Origin of the sequence: Mongoliitalea lutea (genome assembly GCF_014652135.1) — a bacterium.
Classification (GTDB): domain Bacteria; phylum Bacteroidota; class Bacteroidia; order Cytophagales; family Cyclobacteriaceae; genus Mongoliitalea; species Mongoliitalea lutea.
The window spans coordinates 18,260-30,110 of the sequence record NZ_BMYF01000020.1 but is presented as its reverse complement, the minus strand read 5'-3'; the positions used below and the strand labels follow the sequence as shown (position 1 = coordinate 30,110).

Sequence of the window (11,851 nt, the reverse complement as noted above, 5' to 3'; positions counted from 1 at the left end):
ATGAAGGAGTCGTTGATTCAAGACCTGCAAAGGCAGGATAAATATGCCGTTTACTTTAAAGAATGGCAGGCTAGGGAGTTTGTTCCGAATCCGAATGAAGACAAGCTTTTAGCTAATTTGGAATTGACTGCCCAAAATATTGGCTTAAAAGAGGGTTTGGTGATTGCCTGCTTTGATTACCGTGCGCTGAAGTTGGCTTTTTACACGGATAATGTAGAGGAGATTTCCGGCTTTTCTGCATCCTTTCTAAAAAATGAGGGAATGGAAGCAGGTTTGGGCATGGTTCATCCAGAGGATTTGCCTGAATTATTTCGTTTTCAAAAGATTGTATTTGACACTTGGCATTCCCTGACTCCCAAACAAAAAGAAACATTTGAATGGACATATACGGTACGCTGGATTCATAAGGAGACAAAGGAAGTAAAGTGGTTTTTTGCGCGTGTAAGGCCGTATTTGGTGGATAAGAATGGGAATATTGTCTTTGATTTGCATTTGATAGTTGAGCTTACGACTGTACCACAGACATCTAGCTATGATTGGAGTTTGTCTTATACCTTAGAGGATGGGACTAAAATCCTAAGTACTCGTACTGAACCCATGAAGATGAATGTCAATTTGACAAAAAAAGAAAAACAAGTAGCGCGTTTGTTAATGGATGGACTTACTTCGGAAGCGATCGCAGATCGCCTACATATATCCGTCAATACTGTCTATACCCATCGAAAAAATATCTTAAAAAAGGTTGGTGCTAAAAATACACCAGAGATGTTGAAAATTCTTTTTGCAAATGGAGTAAAGTAAGGTCTTGAAAATCAAATTCAAGGCAGGTTTTGCGAAAAAAATTGAATTTTTTTTTGTTAGCACCTTTTGCAAATTTAGAAAACTGGTATACCTTTGTGCTCACAAATGACGGAAACACACGGTCAACGTCACAAAAGCGAGAGTAGCTCAGTTGGTAGAGCACGACCTTGCCAAGGTCGGGGTCGCGAGTTCGAATCTCGTCTCTCGCTCAAAAAGGCCCTTGGATAAAGGGCTTTCGTATTTTAAAGCATACACTCTAGCAGTAGAGTAAGCCGGGATGGTGGAACTGGTAGACACGCAAGACTTAAAATCTTGTGGCCACTAGGCCGTGCGGGTTCGATTCCCGCTCCTGGTACAAAAGCCTTACAGCAATGTGAGGCTTTTTTGTTTAATGGCATTCTCATCCTTTTTTTTAGTTTTGTATTCTAATTATATTTATCTGCATGCCCTACCGCTACTTCGTCATCTACAAGCCTTTTGGAATTCTGAGCCAGTTTAGTGGGGATCAGGAGACATTAAAAGATGTGTTCAACTTTCCACCGGATGTTTATCCAGTAGGTCGCTTGGACAAGGATAGTGAGGGGTTGTTGCTGATTACCGATGATAAAGCATTGAATAATTTTTTGTTGCATCCAGTCTTTGGTCATAAGCGCAGTTATTTGGCCCAAGTGGAAGGAATTCCCACAAGTGAAGCTATTCAATCTCTGGAAAGAGGGGTTTCTATCAATGTAGACGGCAAAATGTACCAGACAAAAAAGGCTTTTGCTAAACTTTTGGAAGAGGAACCGGTACTTTCAGAGAGAAATCCTCCTATTCGTTATAGGAAGTCAGTTCCCGATGCTTGGATCTCGCTGACTTTGGTCGAAGGTAAAAATAGACAGGTACGAAAGATGACTGCAGCAGTTGGATTCCCAACCTTGAGATTGGTTCGGTGGTCCATGGAAAACCTAACAATTGAAGGTTATGAAGTAGGTGAGGTTCGCGAGTTTACGCAAGAAGAAATCTATAAGCTTTTGAATACCTCCGAGAAAAAAATACAAAACACCAAAAAAGGCTCAGAAAAAAAGATTACTTATAACCCTTCGGTCAAGCGAAGACGTTGAAATGTTAATTATTCTTACCTTTTATCAAGAAGAAGGCCGGCACGTTGTCAAAAAAATCAAATTATCCTAATTTAGGCGGATTGTTTGGACAAATGGACAAACGAGCAGTTAGTTAAAGAGCTATTCATCGAAGAAAATATAAATTTCATGCATCAGGAGAAGATCCAACAGGCAATAGAGGAAGTGAAAAAAGTAGTCGTAGGTCAAGATCGGATGATCAATAGACTATTGATCGGGTTATTTACCAATGGGCACATTCTTTTGGAAGGTGTGCCAGGTTTGGCAAAGACCTTGACGGTAAATACCTTAGCAAAGGTACTTCATCTTGATTTTAAACGTATCCAGTTTACGCCTGATTTGTTGCCTGCCGATTTGGTCGGAACCATGATTTATAATCAGCAAGAGGCTAACTTTGAGGTGAAGAAAGGTCCCATATTCGCCAACATTATCTTAGCGGATGAGGTCAACCGCTCCCCAGCAAAAGTTCAATCTGCCTTGTTGGAAGCGATGCAAGAAAAGCAAGTAACCATTGGAGAAACCACTTTCCAATTGGACCGACCTTTCTTAGTATTGGCAACCCAAAACCCAGTAGACCAAGAAGGTACCTATCCACTTCCTGAAGCGCAGGTGGATAGATTTATGATGAAAGTTCATATAGATTATCCTTCCAAAGCAGATGAGATGGAGGTCATGAGAAGAATGTCCAATATGACCTTTACTTCGGATGTTCAGGCAATCCTTTCAAAGGAGGATATCTTTGCTATCAGAAATCAAATCAATGAAGTCAAAATAGCAGAGCCATTGGAGCATTATATCATTGAACTGGTTTTTGCTACCCGATTCCCTGAGAAGTACGGATTGAAAGAAGAAGCCAAATACATTCAATTTGGGGTGTCTCCTAGGGCCAGCATCAACCTCAATCTTGCAGCAAGAGCTGTTGCCTACATGGATAATCGCGATTATGTCCTGCCGGAAGATATCAAGGCGATTGCTGAAGATGTGCTTAACCACCGTATTATTTTGAATTATGAAGCGGAAGCCGACAATGTAAGCACGAGAGACTTAGTGAAGCGATTCTTGGATAAAATTCCTATTAACAAATCCGTAACAATCAAATAAGTAGTATTGGGCTTTAATTGCCTGATTTATTTCAAAATTTATTTAGACTGGCCATTACAATGTTAAAAAATTGTAATGGCTATTTTTATATAGAGTTGGCTAATTAATGAATTCATAATTTTTCATACCCACTCAAGTAACATTTGGTGAAGACCTTTGTGGCGTTCGTAAAAACACGCTGTACAAAGAGAACATCCAATGAAAAAGAATTTACTCATAACATTTCTACTCGTCCTGATAGGATCTGCTGCAATAGCCCAGTCAGGTACACTTAGAGGAGTAGTAAAAGATGCCCGAACGGGAGAGACCATTATCGGTGCAAATGTCCGCTTAGAAGGAACTTCTTATGGAGTTGCCACAGGCCTAGATGGAGACTTTGAAATTACCCGAGTTGAACCTGGAAAATACACGGTTCTAATCTCATTTATCTCTTATAAGTCTATCAAGTTTGAAGACATTCAAATTTTCTCTGAAAAGGCTACTGTTTTAGATGTGGAATTAGATGAGGATTTGGGAGACTTAGGAGAAGTTGTGGTGGTAGCTTCCCGTGAGACAGGCTCTAATGTAGCTGTGGTTTCTGAAATCAGGAAATCCCTCCAAGTAGTTTCCGGTATTTCTGCCGATCAAATTAAGCTTTCACAGGATGGAAACGCTGCTCAAGTAATGAAGCGGGTATCAGGTGTGAGTATAGTTGATAACAAATTTGTGAGAGTACGAGGTGTGGATGATCGCTATAATGTTGTAATGATCAATAACTCTGTGGCTCCTACCACACAAATTGACAAAAGAACCTTTTCTTTTGATTTGATTCCAAGTGATAACCTGGATAGAATGATGATTTACAAATCTTCATCTCCCGAAGTTCCTGGTGATTTTGCTGGAGGGCTTATCAAGGTATTTACTAAAAATGCACCTGATGAAGACTTTTTCAATATTAGTATCGGAACTGCCTACAGACAGAACACTACTTTTAGACAGTATGCACAGACTAGAGGTTCTCGCACGGATTGGTTGGGGTTTGATAGCAGTCGCGGCTTGCCTGAAACTTTCCCTACCACAGATCAATTACTTTCCACTGGTACTGGTAATATCCTAAGAGCCACAGCTGGGCAACAGTTGGACAATAACTACCGCATGGATACGACCAATGCTGCTCCCAATGCAAGTTTTGGTTTCGCTTTGGGTAAGAACTGGAATGTCTTTGGTAAGAGATTATCCACGATTACGAGTGGTTCTATTTCTCAGGAATATCAATACTTTTTGGCGGATAGAAGCCGATACTTCTTTCCCGAACCAGGAAGACCTACTGAAAAGCGTGATGAGTATTTTGACAATACTTACCAAAAAATGAACGAAGTAGGCTTGATGTCCAACTGGATGTTACGACTGAATGCTTCCAACAAGATAGAATTTAGAAATCTTTTTAACATCAGTGGTCAGAATGAAACCATTGTAAGAACCGGTGCTGATTTCGTTCAAAGACCAGAAGGTGCTCAGGATTATTCGTTCAGATATGAATCCAAAAGATTATTCTCCAGTCAATTGGAAGGTACACATTTGTTCAGCGATGAAACAGCCAAATTGAACTGGGTGCTTGGTGCAAATCATTTGTATCACGAAGAGCCGGATTTCAGAAGATTGAGAACACGTGTAGTTCAATCAGGTGCTGAACAAGAATTCGTAATTATTGCTCCTCCAAGCTCCAGTCCTCAGGATTTGGGTAGGTATTATGGCTATGTCAATGAATCTGGTTTGGTCAATGGGGTGAATTTTGAAAAGAAATTTGCAGGTGTTGAAAAAGACAGACCTCGAATCATCAGAGCAGGATACTTGGTGGATTACAAGTGGAGAGATTTTTCTGCCCGATACATCACAACGTTCTTCCCAGGGTTCCACAACCAAGAAGTTGGAGAGCAGTTATTGAGGCAGCCTATCTATCAAGCTTTTGCTCCTGAAAATTACAGACAAGGAGATGGTTGGTTGATCCAAGAAGGTACTCGCCCTTCAGATGCTTACGATGCGAGCACCTTAGTCACTGCCGGTTACATTGGAGCTGTTTACCCTATTAGAGATTTTAATTTCTCTGGTGGTCTTCGTACAGAATATTCTGTACAGACAGTTGCCAGTGGTAACGATGCCGGTCCTGTCAATGTGGAAAACATCGAACTAGCCTATTTGCCTTCTTTAAACATCGATTACAATTTCAACAAAAAATCTTTGATCCGTGCAGGTTACGGAAAGACTGTCAATAGACCTGAGTTCCGTGAATATGCCCCATTCCTGTATTACTCATTTGAGATGATTGCAGGGATGTTTGGAAATGCCAATCTGCAAATGGCGAGAATCGACAATTTTGATCTACGATACGAGTTTTATCCAAATGAAGGTGAGACATTCTCAGTAGGTGGTTTTTACAAGTACTTCAAAAACCCAATTGAAATGGTGCAAGGGAACGTAACAGAAACCTTGTTATTTACCTATGACAATGCTGTAGATGCAACTACCTATGGCGTAGAAGTAGAGGCGAGAAAATCATTGGGTACGGTAACCTCAGCTCCTATTCTGAGAAACCTTGCCTTCAATGTAAATGCTTCATTGGTATGGTCTGAAGTGTTTCTAGGTGAGGATGTTGTCTTTGAAGCCAATAGACGAGCACTCCAAGGCCAATCTCCGTACATGGTCAATGCGGCAATGTATTACATTGATCCCATAACTGATTTCTCTGCTAGTATCGCATATAATGTTCAAGGGCCAAGAATTTTTGTAGCGGGCAATACCAACTTTCCTTCCATCTATGAATTGGAAAGACATGTAGTGGATTTGACGGTGAGTAAAACATTTAGAGATCGAACAACCTTGAAGTTTGGCATTCAAGACTTGTTTAACTACCAATATAGATTTTATCAGGACTCCAACTTTGATACTAAGATCGATCGCTCCATCGATGACCCAATGTTCCTTTGGAGAAAAGGGTCTCTATACAGCATCTCTTTGAATTATAGAATCAAATAAGCAACAAACTAAACTTTATAATTAATTACAAAACCATGAAAAATTTCAACACACTCTTGAGAACAGCTTTAGCTTTGGCAATTGCCTTAGTTATGTTCTCTTGTGGGGAGGATGAAACTCCTACAACCACTTTTACGCTTAGCGTACTTTCCCTTCCTTCCCAGGGAGGTACAGTAGAGCCAGGTACTAGTCAGCAAGCTGAGAATGCCAATGTTACCCTTACTGCTACTCCAGCAGCAGGCTGGAAATTCGTTCGTTGGGAAGGGGATGCTTCCGGTACTAATGCAAGTACTTCCATTACCATGACTTCAAATAAAGCAGTAGTTGCAGTATTTGAAGAGGAAAGTAATATCGTAGTGCTTTCTGGTAACTTAACTACTAGAACATTGACAAATGATCGTCAGTACTTGATTTCTGGTCAGGTTTTCATTCCAGACGGTGTTACAGTAACTATTCAGCCAGGTACAGTTCTTTACGGTGAAAAACGTACTAGAGGTACGCTTATCGTAGACAGAGGGGGCAAATTGATTGCTAAGGGGACTAAAGAGAACCCAATTGTAATGACTTCTGCCCAAGAGCCTGGTGAAAGAGATAGAGGTGACTGGGGTGGATTGGTAATCTTAGGTAGAGCAAGAACCAACCAAGCAAATCCAGCGATTGAAGGGATTGAGCCATTGAGAAACTTTGGTGGTGATGATGACAATGATAATTCTGGTGAATACGAGTTCTTAAGAGTAGAGTATGCAGGTATCGAATTGACTCCAAATAACGAAACTAACTCCATTACCATGGGTGGTGTCGGAAGAGGTACCAAAATGGAGCACTTAGTGGTTTCTTACGGAGGTGATGACGGCTTTGAGTGGTTTGGTGGTAGCGTAGATGGTAAATACCTAGTATCCATTTCTACTTGGGATGATGACATGGATGTTGATTTCGGTCACTCTGGAAATATTCAATTCGGTTTGGTTGTTAGAAATCCATTCTTTGCAGATCAGTCTCAATCAAATGCGTTTGAGTGTGACAATGGACCAAATGACAACGATGTACAGCCATACACGACGGCTACATTCTCTAACATTACTGTTTATGGACCAAGAGACCGCGTCAACAGATCTATTTCTGCCAACAACGTTCAAATGATCGATTTGAGAAGAAGAACAGCTGTATCCATTTTCAACTCTGTATTCACTGGGTTTCCAGTTGGTTTGAGATTCAATACTGCCTCTGTTACTGAGCAGTACAGAGCTGGTAGAGGTGCTTTGGAAAATAACATCATGTTACACCCGAATACTCCTTTTGCAGCTGGCGGTGGTGCTGTCCTTGCTGACGTAGAAGATATCTGGAGAGCTAAAAACCAGACTGTTCAGGTTCCTGGTGTAGATGCAGACTGGGAAGGTTTCTACAGAGGTTATGGTCTAAATCCTGAGAACTTCTTCGCAAGATTTACACTTCAAACCTACCCGAGCAATCCTAATTTCGCTTTGTTACCAAACGGAACCTTAGCAACAGGTGCTGATTTCTCAAATCCTAAGTTGGGTGACTTCTTTGATAAAACTGTTCAGTATATCGGTGGGTTCGGTGCTACTGACTGGACTGACGGATGGGTTGATTTCAATCCTTTGAACAGAGATTATTCTCAACGTTAATTTGAGTTCTTTATAAATACGAGGCTTGCCGAATTGTTAAAGGTCAGTTCGGCAAGCTTTTTCATTAGATCACTACTACACACATGAAGCTTTACGTATCCATTCTGTTATTATTTGTACTCGTTGCCTGTCAAACGAAGGAGCCTTACGACCCTTCCAATCATCTTTCCAAACAGGAACAGCAGGCGCTTCTCTTATCTACAGTTCGTTACTTTGGTCATTTGCCTAAAAAAGGGACACATGAAAATAAGTTTGACGAGGTATTTGATGAGTATTACTCCAAACTGGTATTGGATTACACCCTTGAGGCGTATATCCCGCATGATGGTTACGAATATTACATGATTTCAAGAATTGCACCTTCTTTGAAACAGAAAAAGGTAGCTTTAGCCATCCGTGTACAAAGAGATGCAGAAAAAAACATTACGTATTACGAAGAAATTTTTAGAACATGGAAATTTGAAATTCCTGAAATGCTCGAAAAGAGTATGATGCTTTTTGACTTAATGATCAAAGGTGAGGACCTCAGTCCTTACTATCCTCAAAATTCTGGTAAAGAGGAATTTATCGAATTTCCAGATGAGCGAACGTACTTTGATACGGAGGAGAGAAGGTGGAAATTATATACCGTTTCAGACCCAGAGACTTCACTAGAACAGGAAGAAGAATAAGTTCGAAAAAGTGAAAAATACCTATTTTTAGGTATTTTTTGGTTTAGGGAGTTTCGGTATGTTTGCAACGGGTGAATAAGCAATTTTTTCGTAGATATATAGAAGGGCCAGCGTTTTTCGGCTCTTTTTTTATAGCCTTAAAATACGGATAGCTCCCTGCAAGACGAGTAAAAATACAATTCCACCTATAATCAAGTCAGGAATAGCTGAACCAGAGTAAATTACAGCAATGCCCGCTAGCATTACCCCACAATTGATAATGATGTCATTGGAAGTAAATATCATGCTAGCCTTCATATGTGCCTCCTGACTTTTACTTTTTTGTAAGAGATATAAGCAATAGGCATTTGCAAGTAAAGCAAAGAAAGAAACACCTATCATCCATCGAAAATCAGGAATGGTCTCCACTCCAAAAAAGCGCCTGACTACTTCCATAAATCCGAGGACAGCCAACATGATTTGGAGAACTCCTGCCACTTTTGCAACAGCTCTTTTGGTAGTTGCTGCTTTTCCTACTGCTATTAAAGCTAGCCCATACACAACCGCATCTGCTAACATGTCCAAACTATCGGCAATTAAACCCATAGATTTAAAGATGATACCGGTAATGCTTTCAATGACAAAAAAACCGAAATTGATTCCTAAAACAGTCCAAAGCAGTTTTCGCTCTTGACTTTCTTGAGGGACTTCCGAACTTAAAATATCAAGGGTTTCTGCTAATGTACTTCCCAGGCCCAATTCGTCGATTGCCTTCTCAATAGGTGCGATATCCCCAGTAAAAAATACCTCCAATCTACGTTGGGCAATATCAAAGTGTAACTGTTGAATCGTATCAAAAGAAGCTAATTTCATTCGGATAAGCGTTTCTTCCGAAGGACAATCCATTTTTGTGATGATAAATGTTGCTTTATACATGGAAATCAATCGTAATTTTAGCAATATACACGCTGCCTCGGATTATATTTGACGAATTAATGATTTTATCATGTTTGATAGCCCTGATTACCCTTTACCCTTAGATGAAGATCAATTCGATGCTTGGCTGGAAAAAGGCCGTGCATCCGTCATGCCCTATGTTTATTTGTTAATCATTTGGGATGAATTAGAACATCGCTATATCCCTGTCTATGTAGAAAACCGCTTCGAAATCAATTCATACAATAAATACGGTACTACTCCTGAAAGACAATCCCTTATCGCCGCCTACGACCTCTTCTCCGAGTCCAGAGTAGGTTGATTTCTCTGTTTTTTCATTCAATCTAGATGTTCTTCCAAAAAGTGAGCTCCCCGAACTAACAATTTTTACTTTTTATTTTCCATCACCATAGCTTTGTAAATACCAGCTATTTACTTGATCTATTTTTTCAATCTAAGATGTTTTATCCCTAAACCTATGTTCCCTACGTGGTTCTTTTAATACCGGAAACCCACTTTCAGCCCACCATAAAAATTCCTCCCAGGTGCTGGCTGGTAAAATCTATTGGCAAAAGCGTTCAGATCATTTCCCAAGCTGTAAGTCTCATCTAGCAAATTATCGGCTCCTCCGTAGACTTCCACATCCCATCTACCCTTAAAAGTATTTCTCCAACCTATCCGTGAACCCACTAAGTGGTAAGACTCTTGAAATACCGTATTGGCATCATTCAAAGGTATTTCATCCACAAACTGATGGGTGAAATTCAAATAGATTCCTGACTTGCTCCGAATATCTAAAAGGTTTACCAAAGTGTGCGGTGCAACGCCTGTGAGCTGATTGCCTGAGAAATCTATACCCCTGCTTTCGTATCGCGCAAATTCAAAGTAATGTCCTGTATAGGCATGATTGAGCCTTATTTCACGAATCCAAGTGTTTTGATTTCTAAATGGTACATAATCCAGACTAGCCTCTAAACCTCTTTGGTCGGTAGCTCCTGCATTGCGAAAAAGCACTACTCCTTGCTCATTGGTAAACGTAGTAATAGTTTGATCCAGCTGGAAGTAGAAAGCGGTTACATCTACGTTAAAAATTCCCCATTGGGTGCGGTAGCCAACTTCATAATTGACTCCTCTCTCTGCCTCTAGATCTAAATTGATACTGCCTTCATTGGTTCGCACTTCTGCGATAGTTGGTGGCGAAAAGCCAGAGCTGATGCTGCCATGAATTCCGGAATTTTCATTTACCCGATAGACCAATGCTACACGTGGAATTATCAATGGATTAAATCTTCTTACATTGGATGATGGGTCATTAGTACTGGCATCGATGCTTCGGTTGATATCATAGCGACTAAAGTTCTCAGAAAGGCCTATAGTCATCCGTAATTTGGAAGTCCAGTCCAACTCTAGTTGCTGAAATAGAAATGCCTGCGTGGTAATCAAGTCATCCGAAAACCTAACGGTATCCGCTACCCCATTTCTATTCCCAAAATTCTGGGCAACAGTATTCCCATACTGATATTCTCCTNATAGCTAAAGGTTGTTTCCCGCTTGTAATCCAAAATAAATGGGTTTTCAAATTCTTTGGTATTGACATACAAAGCAGTAGTTTTTTTCCAGCGACTATTCAGTGTAGCTTCGTGTCTAAAGGTCGCAAATAGCGTTTGTTGGGCAATGGAGCTATTCTGATCCACCGAACCAGGCCTTGCTTGTCTGCGATCAGCTTCCAATTGTGCAGGCGTCAATGCGCCGGGAATTTGATAATTGAGGTCAGAATATAGGATTTGGGTTTGGATGGATTGCTTATTAGAAATAGCAGTGTTATAAGCAATTTGCACGACCTTTCGGTCCATCGCACTATGCTCTCGATATCCATCGGATTGTTGATGTACATAAGAAGCGGAAATGCTGCCCTTTTCCAATTGCTGCTCTATGCCGACACGATAGCGGAAAAGCCCAAAGTCTCCTATTCCCACATCTGAGGAAATATAGTTTTCGGAGACTTGCTGCTTGCTTTCAAAGCGAACAACGCCCCCATTTCCTGCCCCAAAGATACTTCCCGATGGACCCTTGATGACTTCTGATTGCTGGATATTGGTCAAGTCCAAAATATTCAGGTCTGTAGTTCCGTCAGCGAATGTAAAAGGGATGTCATTCCAATAAATTTTTACATTTCGCACACCAAATGGGGAGCGCAAGGAGCTACCCCGAATAGAAATTCTATAACTGGCAGGTGCCCGCTGCTCTACCCGAATCCCTGGTTTGGTGTTGAAGGCACTTAAGATGGAGTTTTCATTGAATCGGTACAGTTCATGTTCTTTTACCTGAACAATTGCTCCGGCTTGCTCAAGTAAGGGACGTTCAGAATCAAATCCCCTCACCACAACTTCTGATAATCCAGTGACGGAGGGGACAAGAAAAATTTGGTCTATGTCTTTTTGAAACTTGACAATCAGGCTTTCATATCCCAAATGATTCAACGATATCCAATCGCCTTCTTGGAAGTTGAAATGAATCATCCCGTCACTGTCAGAAATCAGCACTTGCTGACCTGCTTTTGCAAAAACACCAGGAAGGGGCTCTT

9 protein-coding genes, 2 tRNA genes and 1 pseudogene are annotated in these 11,851 nt (G+C 40.7%); 9 read left to right on the top strand and 3 right to left on the bottom strand.

The window, feature by feature from the left end; genetic code table 11:
- The 8 genes from IE080_RS15095 to IE080_RS15060 all read left to right on the top strand — a co-directional run bounded on the left by IE080_RS15095 (window position 1) and on the right by IE080_RS15060 (window position 8,352).
- The gene (locus IE080_RS15095) at window positions 1–801 is read left to right on the top strand and encodes a LuxR C-terminal-related transcriptional regulator (protein ID WP_189584444.1); all 801 of its coding nucleotides are present in this window, start codon (window positions 1–3) and stop codon (window positions 799–801) included.
- A gap of 136 nt (window positions 802–937) precedes the next feature.
- Window positions 938–1,010, top strand: a tRNA-Gly gene (locus IE080_RS15090).
- Between the two features lie 62 nt (window positions 1,011–1,072).
- A tRNA-Leu gene (locus IE080_RS15085) sits at window positions 1,073–1,156 on the top strand.
- A gap of 88 nt (window positions 1,157–1,244) precedes the next feature.
- Complete coding sequence (locus IE080_RS15080; protein WP_189584439.1) at window positions 1,245–1,904, top strand: pseudouridine synthase; 660 nt, start codon at window positions 1,245–1,247, stop codon at window positions 1,902–1,904.
- A 147-nt stretch (window positions 1,905–2,051) separates the two neighbouring features.
- Window positions 2,052–3,023 carry an AAA family ATPase gene (locus IE080_RS15075; protein WP_189584436.1) on the top strand — a complete coding sequence of 324 codons (972 nt, stop codon included), beginning with the start codon at window positions 2,052–2,054 and terminating at the stop codon, window positions 3,021–3,023.
- Window positions 3,024–3,221: 198 nt separating this feature from the next.
- A complete protein-coding gene (locus tag IE080_RS15070; RefSeq protein WP_189584434.1) occupies window positions 3,222–6,035 on the top strand; it encodes a TonB-dependent receptor in 2,814 nt (937 codons plus the stop codon).
- 35 nt (window positions 6,036–6,070) lie between these two features.
- Complete coding sequence (locus tag IE080_RS15065; protein WP_189584432.1) at window positions 6,071–7,681, top strand: beta-helix domain-containing protein; 1,611 nt, start codon at window positions 6,071–6,073, stop codon at window positions 7,679–7,681.
- Window positions 7,682–7,764: 83 nt separating this feature from the next.
- Window positions 7,765–8,352: a hypothetical protein gene (locus IE080_RS15060; protein WP_189584430.1), complete on the top strand. Its 588-nt coding sequence runs from the start codon at window positions 7,765–7,767 to the stop codon at window positions 8,350–8,352.
- A gap of 129 nt (window positions 8,353–8,481) precedes the next feature.
- Here the strand turns inward: IE080_RS15060 and IE080_RS15055 are convergent, their stop codons facing one another.
- Window positions 8,482–9,267: a cation efflux transmembrane domain-containing protein gene (locus IE080_RS15055; RefSeq protein ID WP_189584428.1), complete on the bottom strand. Its 786-nt coding sequence runs from the start codon at window positions 9,265–9,267 to the stop codon at window positions 8,482–8,484.
- A 70-nt stretch (window positions 9,268–9,337) separates the two neighbouring features.
- Between IE080_RS15055 and IE080_RS15050 the strand changes: the two genes are divergently transcribed.
- Entirely contained in the window at window positions 9,338–9,589 is a 252-nt protein-coding gene (locus tag IE080_RS15050) for a hypothetical protein (RefSeq protein ID WP_189584426.1), read from the top strand.
- Window positions 9,590–9,765: 176 nt separating this feature from the next.
- Here the strand turns inward: IE080_RS15050 and IE080_RS19685 are convergent.
- Both IE080_RS19685 and IE080_RS19680 read right to left on the bottom strand, forming a co-directional pair.
- Window positions 9,766–10,731, bottom strand: a pseudogene (locus IE080_RS19685) (TonB-dependent receptor domain-containing protein); the annotation flags it as partial.
- A 5-nt stretch (window positions 10,732–10,736) separates the two neighbouring features.
- A complete protein-coding gene (locus IE080_RS19680) occupies window positions 10,737–11,786 on the bottom strand; it encodes a TonB-dependent receptor (protein WP_444543307.1) in 1,050 nt (349 codons plus the stop codon).
- Window positions 11,787–11,851: the final 65 nt, after the last annotated feature.

Coding starts and splice junctions, on each gene's coding strand:
- IE080_RS15095 (WP_189584444.1), top strand. CDS start 1: ATGAAGGAGTCGTTGATTCAAGACCTGCAAAGGCAGGATAAATATGCC.
- IE080_RS15080 (WP_189584439.1), top strand. CDS start 1,245: ATGCCCTACCGCTACTTCGTCATCTACAAGCCTTTTGGAATTCTGAGC.
- IE080_RS15075 (WP_189584436.1), top strand. CDS start 2,052: ATGCATCAGGAGAAGATCCAACAGGCAATAGAGGAAGTGAAAAAAGTA.
- IE080_RS15070 (WP_189584434.1), top strand. CDS start 3,222: ATGAAAAAGAATTTACTCATAACATTTCTACTCGTCCTGATAGGATCT.
- IE080_RS15065 (WP_189584432.1), top strand. CDS start 6,071: ATGAAAAATTTCAACACACTCTTGAGAACAGCTTTAGCTTTGGCAATT.
- IE080_RS15060 (WP_189584430.1), top strand. CDS start 7,765: ATGAAGCTTTACGTATCCATTCTGTTATTATTTGTACTCGTTGCCTGT.
- IE080_RS15055 (WP_189584428.1), bottom strand. CDS start 9,267: ATGTATAAAGCAACATTTATCATCACAAAAATGGATTGTCCTTCGGAA.
- IE080_RS15050 (WP_189584426.1), top strand. CDS start 9,338: ATGTTTGATAGCCCTGATTACCCTTTACCCTTAGATGAAGATCAATTC.